A 21,503-nucleotide genomic window follows, 5' to 3' on the forward strand; every position below is an offset into this window, starting at 1 on the left:
TCCGGGCGGGGACCGGGCCGCCGCCGGTCACCCGACGGAGGCGACCTCGCACTCCTTCACCTTGCCGACCAGGCTCGGGGTGTCCATGGGCACCTTCACCGTCCTGGAGCGGCCGTCCTCGACGGTGGTGACGGCGGAACCGGAGTCGACGAGGCCGCCGTCGGCGTCGAGGAAGTTCACCCGCACGGTGAAAGTGCCCCTGGCGGTACCGGTGTTGCGCACCCGTACGGTCGCCGCCGGCTTCCCGCCGGGGACTTCCCGGGCGCACTCGGTGACGTGACCGGAGCCGTCGGCCCTGGTGCCGCCGGAGGACGACGAAGAAGACGAAGAAGAGGACGACGAGGACGAGCCGTAGGAGGAACCGGAGGAGCCGTAGGAGCGGTCCCAGTCGCTGTCGGACGAACTGTGGCTGCCGGACTTCTCGCTGCTGCATCCGCCGCCACCGCCGCCGTGGCTCTTGCTGCCGCCACCGCGCCCGCCGGAGGAGCGGGCCTGGCTGAAACCGCTCAGTGCCAGCAGCACCACGGTGACCGCGGCGATCAGTTTCAGGTGGCGCAGACGCTTCATGAGGACCCCCCGGTAGTGCGCGACCCATTACTTGTCGCGTCCTGTACAACTTATGTCATCGGCTCCAGACGCCCTCAGTGGCGAGCGGGTTCCCGGCGGCGTAGCGTCGGAAGCGGATCACGCATTCGGACGGCGTCCGCGTGACGCCGGGGAAGCGAGACGAGACCATGATCCGGAACGCGATCGGGTCGCTCCTCGCCCTCATCGGAGCGGCGGCCGTCGTCTACAGCCCCTTCCGCCCCTGGTACAACGGCCGCCTCGGGCGCGACTTCAGGCTCGACCAGCTCTTCCAGGCAGGCGGCATCACCCGCGCCGCCGCCGCGCTCTTCACCGGCCTGTTCGTGCTGATGCTGATCGCCGCGGTGGTGGCGGTCCTGGGGATACTGGCCCGTTCCCGCACGGTGGTGCTGATCGCGGGCGTGCTCGCCCTCGGCTTCACCGTCCTGTGGATGGTGCGGCAGGGCCAGGCCGCCGGCAGTCTGACCGCCGGCAATGCCGGAGGGCTCGCCTCCGGTGCCTGGCTCGCCCTGGCCGGCGGGGCGCTGCTGCTGATCGGCGGCGCGCTGATGGCGGGGCGCCGCGCGGTGGCCCGCCGCCGTCGCGGCGCGGAACCGGCCGCCGCGGGTGCCGCGGGTACCGCTGCTGTCCCGGGCGGTGCGGCCGGTGCGGGGGCACAGCCGTACGGCAGCCCGCAGGAGGACACCCTGGAGCAGCCGTACGCGGGCCAGCCGCCCCCGGCCGGGCCCCGGCCCGGGGCGCCGCCGCAGGAGCCCTACCCGGGCCAGGAGCCCTATCCGGGGCAGCCCGGGATGCGCGGCGCGGCCGGAGGGCCCGGGGAGCAGGAGCCGTACGAGTCCATGCCGGGCACCCAGGGGGCGCCGCTGGACGAGCCGCAGGAACCCAGGTCCCCGCAGCCGGGCCAGGGCCGGGCCGAGGAGCAGGGCCGCGCTCCGGAGGGCGAGGAGGAACTGCCCGACAACACCCGGCCGTTCCCCAAGGCGCCGCCGGCCGCGCCGGGCCAGCCGGGGAACGCCGACGACGACACCTGGCCGCACGGCCGGCGGGACGCGGCCTGACCTCCCCGTCCGCCTCTTCCGCCCGCCCGTCCGCCGGACGGACGGGCGGGCACCGTCGTGTCGCTGCCGCCGGGGTGCCGGACGGTCAGCCGGCCTGCCGGGACTGGCCGGTGCCCTTGGTGGCGTCCAGGGCGTAGACGCAGCGGTCCTTGCTGCACGCGTACACCACGCCGGCCACCACCACCGGTGAGCCGGTGATCTCCCCGCCGGTGGCGAGCTTCCAGCGCAACTGGCCGCCCACCGCGTCCACGGTGTACAGACAGTGGTCGGCCGAGCCGAAGTGCACCCGGCCGTCGGCGACCACGGGTGCGCCCACCACGTCGGCGCCGGTGGCGAACCGCCAGCGCGGGGTGCCGCTGACCGCGTCCAGGGTGTAGACGGCGCCGCCGCTGCCCAGGTGGACGAGGCCGTCCGCGGTGACGACCGGTTCCGTGGAGTGGCGGGCCTCGGTGGCGATCCGCCAGCGGTCGTTGCCGTTGCCCGAGTCGAGCGCGTAGACCGTGCCCAGATAGTCGGCCAGGTAGACGCCGCCGCCGGTCACCCCGGGGCCGGGCACGAACGCCGGCGGGGACAGGAAGGCGGCCGGCGCGTCGAACCGCCACCGCTCCCGCCCGGTGGCCGCGTCCAGCGCGAACACCCGGGAGCCGGCGCACACGTAGACCGAACCGTCCTCGGCCGCCGTCACCCGCACCGGCACCCCGCCGGTCGCCGCGGCGTCACCCACCGGGTACGACCACCGCTCGGTGCCGGTGCGCGCCTCGAAGACGTACAGCCTCCCGTCCGCCCAGGTGTAGACGGCACCGTCCGCGATGACGGGCCCGCCCTCCGGCGTCTCGAAGTCGGCCTGGGCGCCGGTGAGGTCCCACAGCTTCTCGCCGCTGGCCGCCTCCCACGCCTGGACGCCGCCGCCCCGGGTGCCGGTGACCACGGTGCCCCGGTCGACCTGGAGGGAGTAGACCCAGCCGTCGGTGGCCAGCCGCCAGCGCTCGGAGCCGTCCGCGGCGTCCAGGGCGTAGAGGCTGGGCCCGTCGGAGGCGTGCACCCGGCCGCCGGAGACGGCCATCGACCAGGCGACCTCCCGCGTCTTGAACTGCCGGCGCCCGCTGGCCACGTCCAGCGCGTGCACCTCGAACGAGGTGACGTACACCAGATCGTCGGCCACCACCGGGGAGCCCCACACGTCGTTCGACATCCGGAACCGCCACGGCCGCCAGCGCTGCGCCCCGCCGGTCTGCCCGCCGCCGGTGGGACGGGCGGAGGGTGCCGGTCCGGGCGGCGGCGCCGGTGCCCCCGCCGACTGCGGCGACGGCGCCGACACCGGCGCGGGCGGGACGGAGGGGGGCTGCTGGAGCGGGTGCGCACCGGGCGGCTGCCCGGCGCCGTGCTCGGCCGCGCCGGCGTGCCTCGGCCCGGGGGCGTACGGCGGGACGGACGGCGGTGCGGGCGGCACCGCGGGCGCGGCCTGGGAGGGTGCGGGGCCGGGCGGCGGTGTGGGCCCCGCCTGCGGCGGAAGGTGCGGGTACGGCTGCGCGTACGAGGCGGGCGGGGCGCCGTCGGGGGAGCCCTCGGGCGGGCGGACCCAGCCGGTGGAGGGGTTGGTGCCGGTGTCCCGCCCGGTCTCGTCGGGGCGGCGCGGCCCGGGTCCGATCGGCACCTGCGCGCCGGGGAGCTGGACGGGGCCCGCCTCGGCGCCGGGTGGCTGCGCGGGCGGCCGGGAGACCACGGGAGCCGCACCGGCACCGTCGCGGCCCGTACCGTCGCGGCCGGCGCCGGAGGGGCCCGCCTCGGCGGAGCCCGCGCCCGAGGGGCCCGCCTGGGCGCCTCCCGCGCGGGGCCCCGGCGGAATGCCCTGGTCCCAGTCGGCGCCACCGCCCGCCCCGGAGCCGTGCCGCGCCGCGCCAGGACCGGCCGACGCCGCACCCTGGGCGGCCGGACCGGGGGTGAAGGCCGCGGCGTTCCCGGAAGCCGCGCCGTTCCCGGCGGCGGCCCCGCTCCCGGAGGCACCGCTCCCGGAGGCGGCGGCACCCGGACCGGCGGCCTGCGCCCACGCCGGGGCGCCCGCCTGCGGGCCGGGGGCCTGCGCACCCGGTCCGGCGGAGCCGCCCGCGGCTCGCGCACCGACCGCGGGCGGGCCACCGGGGCCGACCGGCGCCGACGGCGAGCCGCCCGGGGCGCTGCCCGCACCGACGGCGGCGGGCTCGTTCCCGGCCGCGGCGGCGCCGTCCCCGGACCCGGCGGCCTCCCGGCGACGCAGGGAACGGCCGCCGCGACGGCGTTCGATCAGGGAGACGGCCGTGGAGGGCAGCCAGGCGGACACCGTGCCGCTGTCGTCGCTGCCCGCGCCGAACAGGTGCGGGGCGAGCTGGGCCTGGAGGTCGGCGGGCGTGGGCCGCTCCTCCGGGTTCATCCGCATGCAGGACTCGATCAGCCCGTGCAGCTCGTCCGGCAGCCCCTCCAGGTCCGGGCCCTCGCGCAGCAGCATGAAGACGGTCTCCACCGGGTTGGCGCCGTGGAAGGGCGCATGCCCGGTGGCGGCGAACACCAGGGTCGAGGCGAGGGAGAACACATCGCTGGCGCCGGTGACGCTGCGGGAGTCGCGCGCCTGCTCGGGCGACATGTAGGCGGGGGTGCCCACGGCGACGTTGGTCATCGTCAGCCGGGTGTTGGAGACGCCCGAGGCGATACCGAAGTCGATCACCCGCGGCCCGTCCTCGACGACCAGCACGTTGGACGGCTTCAGATCGCGGTGCACCAGGCCCGCGCCGTGGATGGACTGGAGCGCCTCGGCGACCCCCGCCGCCAGCCAGCGCACCGCCTGCACCGGCAGCGGTCCGCACTCGGTGACTATCTCCTCCAACGACGGGGAGGGCACGTACGCGGTGGCCAGCCACGGGATGGCGGCGCGCGGATCGGCGTCCACCACGGCGGCGGTGTAGAAGCCGCTGACCGCGCGCGCCGCCTCGACCTCACGGGTGAAGCGCACCCGGAAGAGCTGGTCCTCGGCCAGTTCCGTGCGGACCGTCTTGATCGCGACGCGGCGGCCGGAGGCCGAACGTGCCAGGTAGACCAGCCCCATACCGCCGGAACCGAGACGGCCCAGCACCTCGAACGGGCCGATCCGCCGCGGATCGTGCTGTGTAAGCTGCTCCACCACTTGTCCTGCCACCTCCCCGTAGGGGCCGTAAAATCTGCCCGCTCCCGCCCCGTGCAGCCTCTCACTGCCGTGCCGGACCCGGCGGTCCGGACGCCGATTCTTCCTGGCGAAGGCGCCGGTTGCGAACCCGGGGGCGGCACGTACGTGTCTTCGTGCTCCGACAAAGGCGGGTATGACCGGGCCCTACCGGCATGATCGGCTGGTCGCCCCTCACCCCAATTGCCCCTCCCCCGCCTCCCGGAGCGGGCACACCCCATTTGCCCGCGGACGAATCGCGGGCCGATCACCCCTCGGTAAGCTGACGGCATGACAGGACAAGTTCGAACCGTCGACGGCCGGGTGGCCGGACGCCGCGGTCAAGCGACGCGGCAGAAGCTGCTCGACTGCCTCAGCGAGATGCTCAGCTCGTCGCCGTACCGCGATGTCAAGGTCATCGACGTCGCACGGAGAGCGGGCACGTCCCCGGCGACCTTCTACCAGTACTTCCCCGACGTCGAGGGCGCCGTTCTGGAGATCGCCGAGTCCATGGCCAAGGAGGGCGCCTCCCTCACCGAGCTGGTGGCCGGCCGGTCCTGGACGGGCAAGGCCGCCTGGCAGACGGCCGAGGACCTGGTCGAGGGCTTCTTGGCCTTCTGGCGCAAGAACGACGCGATCCTGCGCGTGGTGGACCTGGGCGCGGCCGAGGGCGACAAGCGGTTCTACAAGATCCGCATGAAGATCCTCAACTCGGTCAACAACTCGCTGGCCGACGCGATCAAGGATCTCCAGTCCCGGGGCCGGGTCGGCAAGGAGGTCAACGCCGCCGCCGTCGCGGGCTCCCTCGTCGCCATGCTGGCCTCCGTCGCGGGCCACCAGAAGGGGTTCCAGAGCTGGGGCGTCAAGCAGTCGGAGCTCAAGCCGAGCCTGGCGCTGCTCGTCCACCTCGGTGTCACGGGCAAGAAGCCCACCAAGTGATCCCGTAATCCCCCCAGGTATCCCGCGCCGCCCGGACGGCACCGTCGGCTCGTCCGCGCAACGCGCCCCGTGCGCACCGCGTTCTTCGTGCGCACCACCGCAGTACCAGCGCGTACCCGGACCGCGACAGTGCGTCCAGGACACTCTTCCGCGCCACTCCCCCCGCCGTTCCCCGCGCCGCTCTCCGCGCCGCTCCAGGCGCCCCCGCCGCCATGACGGGCCCGGCCCCGCGCGGCGGTCAGTCCCCGGCCCGCTCCTCCAGACGGAAGACCCGTATCCGCCGGTCGATCCGCGCCTGGTAGACCTCGTACGGCGGCCAGAACCGCACCAGCTCCCGCCACGCCTCCGCGCGCTCCTCCCCCTCCAGCAGCCGTGCCCGCACCGGGATGTCCCTGCCCCGGTAGACGATCCGCGCCTCCGGGTGCCTGCGCAGGTTCGCCGTCCAGCCCGGATGCTCACGCTTGCCGAAGTTGCTGCCGATCAGCAGCCAGCTCCCCCGTTCCGGCTCCGGCATGCACGCCAGCGGTGTGCGCCGCGGCTCGCCGCTCCGCGCCCCGGTCGAGGTCAGCACCACGCCGGGCAGCATCCGGGTGCTGAGCATCGTCCGCCCGCCGGACAGCCGGTGGACGGCCCGGTCGAGCACGGGGATCACATGCGGGGCGACCCGTGCGAACGTCCTGGTGGACGAGATCCGCTGGACGGCTGCCCGTCCGTTGCTCCTGGTCACCCGTCCGTCCCTCCTGGCCATCAGACCGCGACCGCCTCTCCGTCCCGCCGCTCGGACGCGCGCCGGGTACGGGGCGCGAACAGTCCCGCCCGTGCGGCGGCGCGGGCCCGCAGCAGATGGGCGGGCCCGAAGAGCAGCGTGTCACCCGCCGCACGCTTGAAGGCGAGGTGCGCGGGGTGCTCCCAGGTGAAGCCCACACCGCCGTGCAGCTGCACCGTCTCGGCCGTGGCCGAGCGCAGCGCCTCCAGCGCCTGGGCGAGCGCCAGCGGCCCGTCCACCGGCGCCTCGCCGGGCCCGCCTCCTGCCGGACCCGGGCGGCCGGGCCCGGCGCCGTTCGCTCTTCCTTCCGCCGGGTTCGCCCGGTCCACCCCGTTCACCCGGCCCTCCGGGACGGCGGCGGGCCCGTCCCCCGGGGACGCCGGAAGGGCGGAGGACAGCGGGGGCGCCGTCTCCGCGCGAGCGGCGGCCTCGGTGCCCGCCGCCCAGGCCGCGTAGTACGCCGCCGAGCGTGCCGCCTCCACCCGCACGTAGACGTCCGCCAGCCGGTGCCGTACCGCCTGGAAGGAACCGATGGGCCTGCCGAACTGGTGGCGCACGCCCACGTAGGCGACCGTGCGCCGCAGCGCGCCGTCGGCGGCGCCCACCGCCTCCGCCGCCAGCACGGCGGCCACCCCGGGGCCCACCGCGGCCAGCGCCGGGCCCGCGTCGTCCTCGGGCGGTCCCAGCGGCTCGGCGGGCACGTCCCGCAGTTCGAGGCGGGCGACGGGCCGCGTCTCGTCCAGCGCCGTCTGCCGGATCCGGGTCAGCCCCGGCGCGTCGGCGGTGACGAGGAAGAGGACGGTGCGGCTGCGGGCGAAGCCGCCGGTGTGCGCGGCGACGAGCAGCAGCCCGGCCGTGTGCCCGCACAGCACCTGGCCCACCTCCCCGTACAGCCGCCAGCCCCCGTCCGCCGGCCGCGCCTGGATCCCGCCGGCCCGGCCGCCTCCCGCCCAGCTTCCGCCGGAACCGTCGGCACCCCGCCCGTCGGCGCCGAACCCGGTGGCGGCAAGTCCCGTGGCGCCGAACCCGCCCTCCTGGGTCCCCCGTCCGTGGCGCCCGCCGCTGATGCCCGTCCACGGGGCCTGGCCCGTGCCGTTGCCGGTGACGTCACCGTCACCGTCCCCGGTGCCGGTGAGGCCGAGGGCCGAGGTGAGGGTGCCGGCCGGGACGGCGAGCGTGGCGGTCAGCTCTCCCCGGGCCAGGGCGGGCAGCAGCCGGTCGCGCTGCCTGCGGGTGCCCAGCGCGTGCAGCAGGGACGCCGCCAGTACGGCGGTCGGCAGCAGGGGGGAGGGCAGCAGGGCGCGGCCCGCCTCCTCGGCCGCCAGCGCCAGTTCGAGAGTGCCGCAGCCGGCGCCGCCGTACGCCTCGGGGAGGGCAAGTCCGGGCAGCCCCAGTTCGTGCGCGAGGGTGTGCCACAGGGCGGTGTCGTAGCCCTGCGGGGCCAGGACCGCGGCCCGTACGTCCTCGGGAGTGCAGCGCCGGGCGAGCACGTCCCGCACGGTGCGGCGTATCCCGTCCTGTTCCTCGGTGAACGCGGTGTCCATCGGCGGCGCCCCCTCGGCACTGACGGTGACTGCGACATCTGACGGCTCGTCATATTAGGCAGGCCGCACGCCGATGCCCAGAGGGCCGCACCGCCTGATCCGCCCCCTCCCCGGCCGTCCATAACTGATGTACCGTCAGATTCATGCCGTCTGCCAGCAGCACACACCGCTCCATGGGCGGCGGACGCCGCGTCGCGGTCGCCGGAGTCGCGCTCTCCGACGTGGGACGGGTCGACTCGGCGACGCCGTACGCCCTGCACGCCCAGGCGGCCCGCCGCGCCCTGGCCGACGCCGGCATCGACCGCTCCCGCGTGGACGGCCTCGCCTCCGCCGGACTGGGCACCCTCGCCCCCGTCGAGATCGCCGACTACCTGGGGCTGCGGCCCACCTGGGTGGACTCCACCTCGGTGGGCGGCGCCACCTGGGAGGTGATGGCCGCGCACGCCGCCGACGCGATAGCCCAGGGCCACGCCGAAGCGGTACTGCTCGTCTACGGCTCCACCGCACGGGCCGACCTCAAGGCGGGGCGCCGCACCGCCGACCTGTCGTTCGGGGCACGCGGCCCGCTCCAGTTCGAGGTCCCCTACGGGCACACCCTCATCGCCAAGTACGCGATGGCCGCCCGCCGCCACATGCACCAGTACGGCACCACCCCCGAGCAGCTCGCGCAGGTCGCCGTACAGGCCCGCGCCAACGCCGCCGGCAACCCCGACGCCATGTACCGCGAACCGATCACCGTGGACGACGTCCTGTCCGGGCCCCTGGTCGCCGACCCGTTCACCAAACTGCACTGCTGCATCCGCTCGGACGGCGGCTGCGCCGTCCTGCTGGTGGCCGAGGACCTCGTACCCGGCCTCGCGGCGCGCCCGGTGTGGATCCTCGGCGCGGGCACCGCCGTCTCGCACACCACGATGTCCGAGTGGGAGGACTTCACCGTCTCCCCCGCCGCCGTCTCCGGACGGTCCGCCTTCGCACGGGCCGGGGTCACCCCTGACGACATCGACCTGGCCGAGCTGTACGACGCCTTCACCTACATGACGCTGGTGACCCTGGAGGACCTGGGCTTCTGCGCCAAGGGCGAGGGCGGCGGCTTCGTCGAAGGGGGCCGGCTGCTGCGGGACGGCGCCCTCCCCGTCAACACGGACGGCGGCGGGCTGTCCGCCTGCCACCCGGGGATGCGCGGGCTGTTCCTGCTCGTCGAGGCCGTACGGCAACTCCGCGGCGAGGCCGGCGAGGAACGGCAGGTACGGCGGCGCGACGGCTCCCTGCCCGAGCTGGCCGTCGCCTCCGGCACCGGCGGCTGGTTCTGCTCCTCCGGCACCCTCGTCCTGGGCCGCGGCTGACCCGGGACGGCCCCCGGGGCCCGGACTCAGAACCGCTGGTACATGATGTGCAGGCCCACATAGCCGTGCCGGGGATGGCGGAACCCCTCCTCCAGCGTGGCGACAGTCTCGAAACCGAGCGACTTCCACAGGGCGACGGCCCGGGTGTTGGTCTCCACCACGGCGTTGAACTGCATGGCCCGGTAACCGGACGTGCGCGCCCAGTCCAGGACGTGCTCCCCCAGCGCCCGGCCCACCCCCTTGCCGCCGTGCTCCGGCGCGACCATGAAACTGGCGCTCGCGATGTGGGAGGCGCCGCCCATGTGGTTGGGGTTCATCTTGGCGGAGCCGAGCACTGTGCCCGCCTCGTCCACGGCCACCACGGTGCGGCCCGGCGGACTGAGCAGCCAGCTCTCACGGCCCGCGGCCTCGTCCATGTCCCGCGGATAGGTGTAGGTCTCGCCCGCGGCGACGATCGTGTGGAAGAAGGGCCAGATGGCGGGCCAGTCGGCGGCTGTCGCTTCACGAATCTGCACGCCCCCAGCTTGCCGCGCCACCCTGCCGGGCACCAGCGCCTGTCCGTGCCCCGGGCACGAGGGGGTACGCGGCTCCTCTGCCGTTCCGGCAGGGAGCAGGAGGGCACACGCGGCAAGCCGCAGAAAGTCGACGGCCTCTTCCGCCGATGCGACGCCCCCTCGGCCGCCCGAACGCCCTCATGCTTCCGCATGGTCTTCCCTCAGGTGCGCACGGAGCATGACGTTGACGTCCGACACCTTCGAGTAGTCCCCCACCGACCGTGCGTTGGCCCGGGTCACGGCGAAGCCGAGACATTCCCGGCAGCTTGCCACGGGCTCCGGCTCCCGGCCCGGTGCCGTCAGGTGAACCGGCCCCGTGATCGTCGTCTTCGGTGTGCTCATTCCCCACGGCCTCCCGCACTTCGTAGTTGCCGAAGCATCGTCCCGTGGCGTGCGCGTCGCCCCGCGCTTCATGCACGTTGTGGACTGAAGTTCACGCACGGCAGCCGGCCGCCCATTCGGCGAGTCTCGCGCGGAATTCCTCGCCGAAGACCGCGCACGTCTCGTATTCCGCGAATTTCTGCAAGGAAGCCCGCACGTCCCGCCCGTCACGCAGTACGAGACTTCCCGCAGAGGTTTCGATTGTGACCAGGGAAGCGTCGTAGATGGTGAAGGTGTTCAATGGCACGCGAGGGGTTTCCGCTCCCATGGGGATCACACCGATGCGCACGTTCGGAAAGTGGGACAGGGAGGACAGGCGGTCCATCTGAGCGGCCAGGACCAACGGTGGGACGACAGGCCATCGGACGGCCTGCTCGGTCAGCAGGAACGTGAACCGCTTCGACACATCGTGGAGAACGGCTTGCCGTTCCAGTTTTCCCGCCACTGCTTTGCTCACATCCGCCGGAGAGTGGGCGAGGCTCGCCCGTACGTATTCCGGTGTGGCGAGCAGACCCGTCACCATCGAGAGCAGGAAATAGCGCATATGCGTCGAGGAGGCCTCAAGGCCCTTCAGTTGCGCCTGTCGGGTTCCGAGTCCCTTGCGGCGCAGTTCCCGCAGGTTCCGCCACTCCGTGTTGGCCATCCTGGCAAGAGCGGATGCCTCGGCGACGAGTTCGGGCGGCGCCTGCACGGCTCTCAGGATCGCCTCGACGTCGACCAGGGACGGCCGCGTGCGGCCGTTCTCGATCCGGCTCACCTTGGACTGGGACATGTTGCAGCGCGCGGCGAGCCGGTCCCCGGAGAGACCAGCTCGCTTGCGTAGCTCGCGGAGCAGCACGGCGAGTTCCGGTCCGGACCCGCCGAGCTGCTCGGCCTCGAACGTCACCCCTTCACGTACTCCAGGAACGGGACCGACTCGGCGACGGCGATGCGCTGGTACTCGACGAAGCGGGCCGGATCGCCCTCGTACAGCTCCCGGCACACCTGGGTGCCGTCGCTCTCGTAGTGCATGAGAACGACCTTCGTCCGATCGAACATCCAGAAGTCCTGGACGTCGGGCAGCGGGTTCTCCCGCTCGGTCACGTCGAGGATCCTGATGTCTTCCCCCGCGTGCACGTGCGGCGTGTAGTACCGGGAGAACTCGAATTGCAGGTACGCGGAGAGCGGCCGGGTCACGATGTGCACGCGCCCCTTGCGCTTCCCCTCACCGCGAAGCCTTCTCAACTCCTCGGTGTACGGCGACGAGTAGGTGACCGGATCGATTCTCTTCCCCACCCGGAAGGCCGCGATCTCCGCCGTTTCCTGCGGTACGAGATATTGCGGCAAGGTTTCCAGCCGCCATGCCTCGGACCGGAAATCCCGAATGGCCCTTTTCCAATTGTGACCATCCAAGAGCACGGAATGCCTCCCGGAGAACGTGCTCGGGAATTTCGACAAGTCCCTCGCCCCGCGGCGGTGCGAAGGCGGCGGACACGTCGCCCTGCACGAGGAACGTTCCCCGCTCGGTCCGGTACACGTTGGAGCAGTCGTCTTCACCGCACTCGCCGTTCCCGTCACCGGTGAGCCGAGTCAGCTTTTCGCGTGCCATGCAGTCCCCTTGGTCCAGCCCTACGGGCCGTTGCTCACGACCGTACGAGCGTCGTACCCAGGCGTCCATGCACATTCGCGGGTATGCACGTTGTTGCATGAAACCGCCCCGCACAGCAGGCGGGGGGACCGGCCGTCGCTCAAGCCGGGCGGAAGACCGGGATGGCCGGGGCCGTCCCGGGAGGCTCCGTGCTTGCAAGGGGGCGGAACGTGACCCGCAGGGGCATGCCCACGTGCAGCGTCTCGTGGGGGGCCTCGACGATCTCCGTCATCATGCGGGGGCCCTCGGCGAGTTCGACCACGGCCGCCACGTAGGGGACGCGCTCGCCGAACGGTGGCAGGTCGTTGCGGTGGACGACGGACCAGGTGTAGAGGGTGGCCCGGCCACCGGCTTCCTCCCAGACGACGTCCTCGCTCCAGCAGCGGGGGCAGAACTCGCGCGGGTAGTGGTGCGCCGCGCCGCAGCCCTCGGCTCGGCAGCGGCGCAGCAGGAGCCGTCCTTCGGCCGCGGCCTGCCAGTAGGGCGCGGTGAACGCGTCCGCTTCCGGGATGTCGAACCGCGGCTGCGCCTCTCCGGCCATTCGCCCGCATCTCCCGTCGTCTCGCCGTGCCTGCCCGCTGGAACTGACTGACCGTCAGTTTCGGTGTGCCGCAGCACCCGCGCAAGGGGGCGGCGGCCGGATCGGTGGTCTTGCGGGCCGCACTACGCTTATCGGCATGTCCATGCCGTCAGCCGTGCCCGAGAGTGCCGGACCCGACAGCGGTGCGCCCGTCCACGTCATCGGCGCCGGACCCGGAGGGCTCGCCGTGGCCGCCGCGCTGCGGGCGCGGGGCGTCGACGCGCTCGTACTGGAGAGGTCCGACGCGGTCGGCACCTCCTGGCGCCACCACTACGAGCGTCTGCACCTGCACACCACGCGGGCCGGCTCGGCGCTGCCCGGGCTGCGCATCCCCCGCCGCTACGGCCGCTGGGTGGCCCGCGCCGATCTGGTGCGCTATCTCGAACAGTACGCGGAGCACCACCGGCTGCGGGTGGCCACCGGTGTGGAAGTGCGCCGGCTGGAGCGGACGGCGGGCCGGCAGTGGGTGCTGCACACCGCCGGGGGGCGGCGGCTGACCGGCCCGGCCGTCGTCGTCGCCACCGGCTGCAACCACACCCCGTACCTGCCCGACTGGCCGGGCCGGGACGGTTTCCGCGGCACACTGCTGCACGCGGCCCGCTACCGCGACGCCGCGCCGTTTTGGGGCAAGGACGTCCTGGTGGCCGGCGCCGGGAACACCGGCGCCGAGATCGCCGTCGATCTCGTGGAGGGCGGCGCCGCCCGGGTGCGGCTGGCCGTGCGCACCCCGCCGCACATCCTGCGCCGCTCCACGCTCGGCTGGCCCTCGCAGCGCAGCGCCGTACTGTGCCGCCGGCTGCCGGTGCCGCTCGTGGACCGGATGGCCGCGCGGGTCTCCCGGCTCTCCGTGCCGGACCTGACGCCCTACGGGCTGCCGCGCCCCGAGGCGGGGCTCTACACACGGGTGCGGCAGGGCGCCCTTCCGGTGCTGGACGTGGGGATCGTCGAGGCGGTACGGCGCGGGGCGGTGGAGCCGGTGGCCGCCGTCAGCGCTTTCGAGGGGGAGAAGGTGGTGCTGGCCGGCGGGACCACGCTCGCCCCCGACGCGGTGATCGCCGCGACCGGCTACCGGCGGGGACTGGAGGGGCTGGTGGGGCATCTGGGGGTGCTCGACGCGGACGGACGGCCGCTCGTCCACGGCCCGGACACCCATCCCGGCGCGCCGGCCCTCCACTTTCTCGGTTACTCGAACCCGATCAGCGGCACCCTGCGCGAGCTGCGGCTGGACGCCCGGCGCATCGCGCGGCGGCTCGCCCGGGCGGCGCACTGACACCGGGGCGTGGCCCCGCGGTGGCGGAACGGTGCGGTGCGCGAGGTCTTCCTGACGACCCGTCAGTTCAGTAACCTGACACAGCGTCAGTTCTTGTCGGCCACCACACGGGAGTGGGCGAGTAACGATGCTCGGATCGACTCACGGGACCCTCACCACCACCCACCGCTCCGCCGCCCGCGTACTGGCCTGCGGGGAGGGGCCCGGTGGCGCCGTGCACAGCCGGACTCCCGACGACCCCGGCGCCGAGCGCGACGTCAGCGGCCGGCCGCTGCGCGCCCCCGTACCGGACCTCGACCGCTTCTTCCGGCCCGAGTCCGTGGCCGTGGTGGGCGCCTCCGACGCGGACGGGCGCCCCAACACCGGCATCACCCGCCAACTGCTGGCCTGGGCCGAGCGCGTGGGCGCGCGCGTGCACCCCGTGCACCCTGGGCGGCGCGAGGTGTTCGGCCTGCGCTGCGTCCCCGACGTCACCGAACTGCCCGAACCGGTGGACGTCGCCGTCCTCCTGGTCGCCGACCCGCTGCCGGTACTGGAGCAGCTGGCCGGCACCAAGACCCGGTTCGCCGTCGCGTTCGCCTCGGGCTTCGCCGAAACCGGCCCCGAGGGCGCCGCGGCCCAGGAGAAGCTCGCCGAGGCCGCCGCCCGCGCGGGCGTCCGGCTGCTGGGCCCCAACACCAACCTCAACGCGTTCGAGCGGTTCCGCGACGACCTGGCGGGCCCGGCCATCGCGCTCATCACGCAGTCGGGCCACCAGGGCAGGCCCGTCTTCGCCCTCCAGGAACTGGGCGTACGGCTCTCCCACTGGGCGCCCACCGGCAACGAGGCCGACCTGGAGACCGCCGACTTCCTCTCCTACTTCGCCGGGCTGCCCGAGGTGGGGGCGGTGGCCGCCTACGTGGAAGGGCTCAAGGACGGCCGCGCCTTCCTGCTGGCCGCCGACCGGGCCGCCCGCCGCGGGGTGCCCGTCGTCGCCGTCAAGGTGGGCCGCACCGAGGCGGGGGCGCGTACGGCCGCCTCGCACACCGGCAAGCTCACCGGGGCGGACGCGACCGTGGACGCGGCGATGCGGCAGTTCGGTGTCATCCGCGTGGACGGGCTGGACGAGTTGCAGGACACCGCCACCCTGCTGGCCCGCGCCCGCCCGCCCCGGGCCGACGGTGTGGCCGTCTACGCGATCTCGGGCGGCACCGGCGCCCATCTGTCCGACATGGCCACCGCCGCGGGCCTCACCCTGCCGGTCCTCTCCGAGGCGAAGCAGGCCGAGCTGCACCAGTGGATCCCGGAGTACCTGTCGGTCGCCAACCCGATCGACAACGGCGGGCACCCGGTGGGCGACTGGCGGGGCCGCAAGATCATCGACGCGATCCTGGCCGACCCGGACGTCGGCGTCCTCATCTGTCCCATCACGGGCCCCTTCCCGCCGATGAGCGACAGGCTGGCCCAGGACCTGGTGGACGCCGCCGAGCAGACCGACAAACCGGTCTGCGTCATCTGGGGCTCGCCCGTGGGCACCGAGGACGCCTACCGCACCACGCTGCTGGGCTCCTCCCGCGTGGTGACGTTCCGCACCTTCGGCAACTGCGTGCGCGCGGTCCGCGCCTACCTGGACCACCACCGCTTCACCCGCGCCTACCGTTCCCCCTTCGACGACGCGCCCCGCACCCCCTCGCCCTCGCACCGCAAGGCGCAGAGCCTGCTGCGGCCCGGACAGCAGCTGAGCGAGCACGGGGGCAAGCAACTGCTGCGCGCCTACGGCATCCGCGTGCCCCGCGAACAGCTGTGCACCAGCGCGGCCGGCGCGGTCCGGGCGGCGGCGCAGGTCGGCTACCCGGTGGTGATGAAGGCGTCGGCGCCGCATCTGGCGCACAAGAGCGACTACGGCCTCGTCCGCCTCCGTCTGACCTCCGCCAGCCAGGTCCGCGACACCTACCGGGAGCTCACCGACATCGCGCGGGCCGAGGAGATCGAACTGGACGGCGTGCTGGTGTGCCAGATGGTGGACCCGGGCGTGGAGATGATCGTCGGGCTCAGCCAGGACCCGCTGTTCGGGCCGGTGGTGACCGTCGGGCTCGGCGGCGTCCTGGTGGAGGCGCTGCGGGACACGGCCGTACGCGTCCCGCCGTTCGGGGAGGAGCAGGCGCGGGCCATGCTCGGCGAACTGCGCGGCGCCGGACTGCTGGAGGGGGTGCGCGGCAGGCCGCCCGCGGACACCGACGCCCTGGTGGAGGTCGTGCTGCGGGTGCAGCGGATGGCCCTTGAGCTGGGCGGCGGCCCCGCCGGACCGGACGGCGGCGGCCCCCGGGAGGGGTCCGGACTGGCCGAACTGGAGATCAACCCGCTGGTCGTCCTCCCGCGCGGCCAGGGCGCGGTGGCGCTCGACGCGCTGGCCGTCTGCCGCTGAGGCCGCAGCCCGGCACCCGCAGCCCCGGATAAGGAGCCCCACCGTGACGTCCTCCCCGCACGAGACCCGTGACGACACCCCGTCCGCCGGCCGCGACGCCGCCCTTGGCGGAGCCGCGCGAGCGGGCGGCGCGCCGCCGCCGGAGGGCCGGCCCGCGCGCGAGGCCGGAGACGATTCGCCGGAGGCCGTCGTCACCTGTACCACCGAGGATGCCGTCGCGTGGCTCACCCTCGACCGTCCGCACGCGCTCAACGCACTCACCTGGGACCAGCGCGAGCGGCTGATCGGCCTGCTGGCCGACGCCTCGGCCGACGACGCGGTGCGCGCCGTCGTCCTGACCGGACGGGGCCGCGGCTTCTGCGCGGGCGCCGACCTGCGCGGCGGCAGCGGCAGCAACGGCAGCGGCAGCAGCGGCAACGACAACAGCACCGGCCGTACGGAGCCGGCCGCCGGCCAGGTGGCCCGGACCGTCGAGCGCGGCGCGCAGCGGCTGATCGCGGCCGTACTCGACTGCGAGAAACCGGTGATCGCCGCCGTCAACGGCACCGCGGCCGGGATCGGCGCGCACCTCGCTCTCGCCTGCGATCTGGTGCTGGCCGCCGAGGAGGCCGCGTTCGTCGAGGTGTTCGTGCGGCGCGGACTGGTGCCGGACGGCGGCGGCGCCTACCTGCTGCCCCGGCTGGTGGGCCCCCAGCGGGCCAAGGAACTGATGTTCTTCGGGGACAGCCTGCCCGCCGCCGAAGCGGCCCGGCTCGGCCTCGTCAACCGGGTGCTGTCGGCCGGAGAGCTGGCCGGCACGGCACGCGACTGGGCCCACCGGCTGGCCACCGGCCCCACCCGCGCCCTGGCCCTGACCAAACGTCTGGTCAACGCCTCGCTGGACACCGACCGTTCGGCCGCCTTCGCCGCCGAGGCGTGGGCGCAGGAGATCAACATGACCACCCGGGACGCGCGTGAGGGCGTGGCCTCCTTCGCCCAGAGGCGGTCTCCCGTTTTCGAGGGGCGGTGAGGCACCGTGGTTACGCTGGACGGGGCGCCGGCGGGCACCGTGGCGGCCGGCCCCCGCAGGACCGCCGGACCCGATGAAGGAGCAGGTGCGTCGAAGCCATGATGGGACACGCTGGAATGGCAGCCACCGCGGTGCGCTATCTGAGCGCCGTGGACCCGCACACCGCACCCGGTGCGCAAGAACCACCCCGGCCACGCCCCGACCTCCTGCCCCGCCCCGAGCTGCGGGCCGTCCGCGAGGACGAGCCGGCGCCCGTCGATGCGGGCCACTTCCGCCGGGTGCTGGGCGACTTCGCCTCCGGCGTGACGGTGGTGACCGCGCCGGCCGCGGAGGGCGAGCCGGGCCCCGCGGGGTTCGCCTGCCAGTCCTTCGCCTCCCTGTCGCTGGACCCGCCGCTGGTCTCCTTCATGGTGGGCCGTACGTCCACGAGCTGGCCGCGGATCGCGCGGGCCGGGGTGTTCTGCGTCAACGTCCTGTCCGCCGAGCAGGCCGGGCTGTGCCGGGCTTTCGCGGTGAGCGGCGCCGACAAGTTCGCCGGGGTCCCGTACCGGCCCGCGCCGGTGACCGGCTCGCCGCTGCTGGACGGGGTCACGGCGTGGATCGACTGCGAGGTCCACGCCGTGCACACGGGCGGCGACCACTTGATCGTGGTGGGCCGGGTACGGGCCCTGGACACGGTCGAGGGCGCGCCGGGACCGCTGGTCTTCCACCGGGGACGGCTGGGGACGTTCACCCCGGCGGACTGAGCGGCACCCCGGGGCGCCCCCGGCACCCCGCCCCCGGCACCCCGCTGCCCGGTCCGCCCGGCCCCCGCCTCACGCCGAGTGCACCGCCAGCCCCGTCCGGCCGGGCGCCAGGTGATCGCGCAGCACGAGGTCGGCGTCGTAGTCGCCGCCGGCCTCGTGGCGGAAGGGCAGCGGCTCCAGCGTCTCCAGCCGGTGCAGCCGCGCGCACAGCGCCGCCCGGTGCCCGGCGGCCTCCTGTTCGCCGGCCCGGTCGGCGCCGTGGACGACGAACGGGGGCAGCGCGGTCATGCCGGTGTACCAGATGGTGCCGTGGTGCAGCGGGAAGAGCACTTCCTCGATGAAGCCGTGGATGCCGCGCGGGCCGAAGCCGGAGGCGCGGGCACCGACGGAGGTGACGACCATGGCGCGCTTGCCGGCCAGTCCGCCGTCGCCGTAGCGCCGGGTGCGGCCCTCGGCGTCCCGCACGCCGAACGCGAAGCCCTGCACCAGCACCCGGTCGAACCAGCCCTTGAGGATGGCGGGCGGGCCGAACCACCACAGCGGGAAGTGGAACACCACCGTGTCGGCCCAGGCCAGTTTCTCCTGCTCGGCGCGGATGTCCGCGGCGAGCCGGCCGGTGGTGTACGCCTCCTCCTGCGCCGCGCCGACCAGCAGCCTGCCGCCGGGGTCGCGGCCGGGGAAGTCACCGTGGCCGACGACGGGGTCGAAGCCCATGGCGTACAGGTCGGACTCCCGTACCTGGTGTCCTCCGGCACGCAGGGCGGCGATCCCGGCGGTGCGCAACATGCCGTTCAGCGAGCGGCTTTCGGGGTGGGCGAAAATCCACAGCGTCTTCATGACGACGATGCTCCGGCGGCGCCGGGCCCCTCACGAGTGGCCTGATGGACGGCGAGTGCAAGATTGTGGCCACACATGCGCGGCAGGCGCCCGCGCCGCCGCCCTCATCCCGCCGCCGCTCCGCGCCGCCGGACCACCAGCACCATCAGCGCCGCGACGGCGCACAGCACGCCGGTGCCCGTCCACGCCAGGTCGTAGCTGCCGGTGGCGTCCCGCACCAGGCCCGCGAGGAAGGCGACCAGCGAGGCGCCGGCCTGGTGGGAGGCGAGCACCCAGCCGAAGACGACGGCGCCGTCCTCACCGAAGTGCTCGCGGCACAGGGCCATGGTGGGCGGCACGGTGGCGACCCAGTCGAGGCCGTAGAAGACGATGAAGAACACCATCGGCGGCTGCACCTGGGCGGCGAACAGCATCGGCAGCAACAGCAGGGACAGGCCACGCAGCCCGTAGTAGACGGCCAGCAGCACACGGGCGTCGAACCGGTCGGTCAGCCAGCCCGAGCCGACGGTGCCGATCAGGTCCAGCACACCGATGGCGGCCAGCAGCGAGGCGGCGACCGGCACCGCCATCCCGTGATCGTGCGCCGCGGGCACGAAATGGGTGCTCATCAGCCCGTTGGAGGAGGCGCCGCAGATCGCGAAAGAGCCTGCCAGCAGCCAGAACACCGGGGTGCGGGCCGCACGGGCCAGCGCGCCGAGGGTGCGCCGCAGCGCCCCGTCCGTCCGGGCCTCCTCGGCCACGTGGCCGGGTCCGGCGCCGTAGGGGCGCAGCCCGATGTCCTCGGGGCGGTCGCGCAGCAGCCAGACGACGAGCGGGACGACGGCGAGCGCGGCGCCGCACACCACGAGGGCCGCCGTCCGCCACCCGGACCCCTCCACGAGGAGGGCCAGCAGGGGCAGGAAGACGAGCTGTCCGGCGGCGCTGCCCGCGGTGAGGATGCCGCTGACCAGGCCGCGCCGGGCGACGAACCAGCGGTTGGCGACGGTGGCGGCGAAGGCCAGCGCCATGGAGCCCGAGCCGAGGCCCACCAGCAGGCCCCAGCAGACGACGAGTTGCCACGCGGCGTGCATGAAGACGGTCAGTCCGCTGCCCGCCGAGATCAGCAGCAGGGCGGTGGCCACCACCCGGCGGATGCCGTAGCGCTCCATCAGCGCGGAGGCGAACGGCGCGGTGAGCCCGTACAGCAGGACGTTGAGGCCGACGGCGAAGGAGACGGTGCCGCGCGACCAGCCGAACTCCGCGTGCAACGGCTCGATGAAGACGCTGGGTGTGGCCCGGAACCCGGCGGCACCCACCAGCGCCACGAAGCACACCAGCGCGACCCACCAGGCCCGGTGCACGCGCGGCGGGGCGGCGCCGGGGGCGGAGCCGGGACCGGGGCCGGCGCCGGTCCCGGGAGCCGGCCGGGGTGCGGTCCGGGGAGCCGGCCGGGGTGCGGGGCCAGGGCCGTCCTGTCCGGACGGATGCGGGGTCTGTGTCTCGGTCACGGCGTTCAGCCTGTGGGAGCGCGGACATCTGGACGAGTGGCCCGATGGCCACCCTGTGCGAGGATCTGGCCATGGCCGTTTTCACCCGTCCGGGACTCCACAAGGTCGCCGTCCTCGTACGGCACGGGGTGATACCCCTGGAACTCGGCTCGGTCCACCAGGTGTTCGGGCGGGCGCGCTCCCCGCGGGGCGGGCGACTGTACGAGGTGGTGACCTGCGCCGTCGAGCCGGGCGAGGTACGCACGGACGCCGACTTCCCGATCGCCGTCGCGCACGGCCCCGAGGCGCTCGCCGAGGCCGACACGGTCGTGGTGCCCGCCAGCCACGAGGCGGAGGCGACGGAGGCCACCGGCGTCCTCGCCCCGAAACTGCGCGAGGCGCTGGAGGGGATCCGGCCCGGCGCCCCTATCGCCTCCATCTGCACGGGCGCGTTCGTCCTGGCGGCGGCGGGACTGCTGGACGGCAGACGCGCGACCACCCACTGGATGTCCGCGGACAGCTTCCGCGCCCTCTACCCGCGCGTCCGCCTCGACGCGGACGTGCTCTACGTGGACGAGGGCACCGTCCTCACCTCGGCCGGTGAGGCGGCCGGCCTCGATCTGTGCCTGCACATGGTGCGCGCGGACCACGGCTCGGCCGTCGCCAACGAGGTGGCCCGCCGCACCGTGGTGCCGCCCCACCGGGACGGCGGGCAGGCCCAGTTCAGCCCGGCGCCCGGTGCCCGAGCCGCGCGTCTCCTCCACCGCCACCGCACGCGCCTGGGCCCTGGCCCACCTCGACCAGCCCCTCACCCTCCGCGAACTGGCCCGCCAGGAGTCCATGAGCGTGCGCACGTTCACCCGGCGCTTCCGCGAGGAGGTCGGGATGACTCCGCTGCGCTGGCTGACCCGGCAGCGGCTGGAGCACGCCCGTCACCTGCTGGAGGAGACGGACCTGCCCGTCGAAAGGGTGGCCGCGGACTGCGGGTTCGGCACCGCGGCCTCCCTCCGCCAGCACTTCCACGCGGCCCTCGGCGTCTCCCCCCGCGCCTACCGCCGCACGTTCCGGGCGCGGGACGACGGCGAGCCGGACGACGGGGCCGACGGGGCAGCCGCGTAGGCGGGACGGGACAACCGGGCGGTCCCACCGGCGTGGCGGTGCGGTGACGGTTGCCCCTTGTTTGCGTGCCCGGCCAGGGCGAGCGTGGACGCGATGCGGCGCCGCC

17 protein-coding genes and 2 pseudogenes are annotated in these 21,503 nt (G+C 74.4%); 8 read left to right on the forward strand and 11 right to left on the reverse strand.

Going from position 1 to position 21,503, the window contains the following annotated elements; translation table 11 throughout:
• Positions 1-27: 27 nt before the first annotated feature.
• Positions 28-567: a hypothetical protein gene (locus IO40_RS0115680; protein WP_031175594.1), complete on the reverse strand. Its 540-nt coding sequence runs from the start codon at positions 565-567 to the stop codon at positions 28-30.
• Between the two features lie 167 nt (positions 568-734).
• On the opposite strand from IO40_RS0115680, the gene IO40_RS0115685 reads away from it, so the two are divergent.
• Entirely contained in the window at positions 735-1,643 is a 909-nt protein-coding gene (locus tag IO40_RS0115685) for a hypothetical protein (RefSeq protein WP_031026524.1), read from the forward strand.
• Positions 1,644-1,728: 85 nt separating this feature from the next.
• Here IO40_RS0115685 and IO40_RS0115690 read toward each other — a convergent pair whose 3' ends face one another.
• Positions 1,729-4,797, reverse strand: coding sequence for an outer membrane protein assembly factor BamB family protein (locus IO40_RS0115690; RefSeq protein WP_031026526.1), 3,069 nt, complete (start codon positions 4,795-4,797; stop codon positions 1,729-1,731).
• A 306-nt stretch (positions 4,798-5,103) separates the two neighbouring features.
• Between IO40_RS0115690 and IO40_RS0115695 the strand changes: the two genes are divergently transcribed.
• Positions 5,104-5,751: a TetR/AcrR family transcriptional regulator gene (locus IO40_RS0115695; RefSeq protein WP_030406798.1), complete on the forward strand. Its 648-nt coding sequence runs from the start codon at positions 5,104-5,106 to the stop codon at positions 5,749-5,751.
• Between the two features lie 238 nt (positions 5,752-5,989).
• On the opposite strand, the gene IO40_RS0115700 is transcribed toward IO40_RS0115695, so the two are convergent.
• Both IO40_RS0115700 and IO40_RS0115705 read right to left on the reverse strand, forming a co-directional pair.
• Positions 5,990-6,499, reverse strand: a complete 510-nt coding sequence (locus IO40_RS0115700; protein WP_016472505.1) for a nitroreductase family deazaflavin-dependent oxidoreductase — start codon at positions 6,497-6,499, stop codon at positions 5,990-5,992.
• Positions 6,499-8,061 carry an acyl-CoA dehydrogenase family protein gene (locus tag IO40_RS0115705; protein ID WP_031175595.1) on the reverse strand — a complete coding sequence of 521 codons (1,563 nt, stop codon included), beginning with the start codon at positions 8,059-8,061 and terminating at the stop codon, positions 6,499-6,501. Before IO40_RS0115705 ends, IO40_RS0115700 begins: the two co-directional genes overlap by 1 nt.
• Positions 8,062-8,204: 143 nt before the next feature.
• On the opposite strand from IO40_RS0115705, the gene IO40_RS0115710 reads away from it, so the two are divergent.
• Positions 8,205-9,404 carry a thiolase C-terminal domain-containing protein gene (locus IO40_RS0115710; protein WP_078659726.1) on the forward strand — a complete coding sequence of 400 codons (1,200 nt, stop codon included), beginning with the start codon at positions 8,205-8,207 and terminating at the stop codon, positions 9,402-9,404.
• 26 nt (positions 9,405-9,430) lie between these two features.
• Here the strand turns inward: IO40_RS0115710 and IO40_RS0115715 are convergent, their stop codons facing one another.
• From IO40_RS0115715 to IO40_RS0115735, 5 genes and pseudogenes are all read right to left on the reverse strand, one after another.
• On the reverse strand, positions 9,431-9,919 hold the full coding sequence (locus IO40_RS0115715) for a GNAT family N-acetyltransferase (protein ID WP_030406794.1): 489 nt from the start codon (positions 9,917-9,919) through the stop codon (positions 9,431-9,433).
• A gap of 472 nt (positions 9,920-10,391) precedes the next feature.
• Positions 10,392-11,225, reverse strand: coding sequence for a helix-turn-helix domain-containing protein (locus IO40_RS0115725; protein ID WP_031175596.1), 834 nt, complete (start codon positions 11,223-11,225; stop codon positions 10,392-10,394).
• Positions 11,222-11,737 (reverse strand): DUF6879 family protein, encoded by a 516-nt coding sequence (locus tag IO40_RS0115730; RefSeq protein ID WP_031175597.1) that lies wholly within the window; start codon positions 11,735-11,737, stop codon positions 11,222-11,224. Before IO40_RS0115730 ends, IO40_RS0115725 begins: the two co-directional genes overlap by 4 nt.
• Positions 11,724-11,927: pseudogene (locus tag IO40_RS38790) on the reverse strand (hypothetical protein); the annotation flags it as partial. The pseudogene IO40_RS38790 and the gene IO40_RS0115730, both read right to left, overlap by 14 nt.
• A gap of 139 nt (positions 11,928-12,066) precedes the next feature.
• Positions 12,067-12,507, reverse strand: coding sequence for a Zn-ribbon domain-containing OB-fold protein (locus IO40_RS0115735; protein WP_031175598.1), 441 nt, complete (start codon positions 12,505-12,507; stop codon positions 12,067-12,069).
• A 136-nt stretch (positions 12,508-12,643) separates the two neighbouring features.
• On the opposite strand from IO40_RS0115735, the gene IO40_RS0115740 reads away from it, so the two are divergent.
• The 4 genes from IO40_RS0115740 (at position 12,644) to IO40_RS0115755 (ending at position 17,975) form a co-directional block, all read left to right on the forward strand.
• Entirely contained in the window at positions 12,644-13,816 is a 1,173-nt protein-coding gene (locus tag IO40_RS0115740; protein WP_031175599.1) for a flavin-containing monooxygenase, read from the forward strand.
• Between the two features lie 127 nt (positions 13,817-13,943).
• Positions 13,944-16,220, forward strand: coding sequence for an acetate--CoA ligase family protein (locus IO40_RS0115745; RefSeq protein WP_031175600.1), 2,277 nt, complete (start codon positions 13,944-13,946; stop codon positions 16,218-16,220).
• A 43-nt stretch (positions 16,221-16,263) separates the two neighbouring features.
• Positions 16,264-17,229 carry an enoyl-CoA hydratase/isomerase family protein gene (locus IO40_RS0115750; protein ID WP_031175601.1) on the forward strand — a complete coding sequence of 322 codons (966 nt, stop codon included), beginning with the start codon at positions 16,264-16,266 and terminating at the stop codon, positions 17,227-17,229.
• 116 nt (positions 17,230-17,345) lie between these two features.
• On the forward strand, positions 17,346-17,975 hold the full coding sequence (locus IO40_RS0115755) for a flavin reductase family protein (protein ID WP_016472497.1): 630 nt from the start codon (positions 17,346-17,348) through the stop codon (positions 17,973-17,975).
• Positions 17,976-18,044: 69 nt separating this feature from the next.
• Here IO40_RS0115755 and IO40_RS0115760 read toward each other — a convergent pair whose 3' ends face one another.
• Complete coding sequence (locus IO40_RS0115760; protein WP_016472496.1) at positions 18,045-18,812, reverse strand: NAD(P)H-dependent oxidoreductase; 768 nt, start codon at positions 18,810-18,812, stop codon at positions 18,045-18,047.
• A gap of 104 nt (positions 18,813-18,916) precedes the next feature.
• Positions 18,917-20,299, reverse strand: a complete 1,383-nt coding sequence (locus IO40_RS0115765) for an MFS transporter (protein WP_016472495.1) — start codon at positions 20,297-20,299, stop codon at positions 18,917-18,919.
• 44 nt (positions 20,300-20,343) lie between these two features.
• Between IO40_RS0115765 and IO40_RS33605 the strand changes: the two are divergent.
• A pseudogene (locus IO40_RS33605) lies at positions 20,344-21,397 on the forward strand (GlxA family transcriptional regulator).
• The last annotated feature ends 106 nt before the right edge of the window (positions 21,398-21,503 follow it).

It is taken from the genome of Streptomyces albus subsp. albus, assembly GCF_000725885.1.
Taxonomy (GTDB): domain Bacteria; phylum Actinomycetota; class Actinomycetes; order Streptomycetales; family Streptomycetaceae; genus Streptomyces; species Streptomyces albus.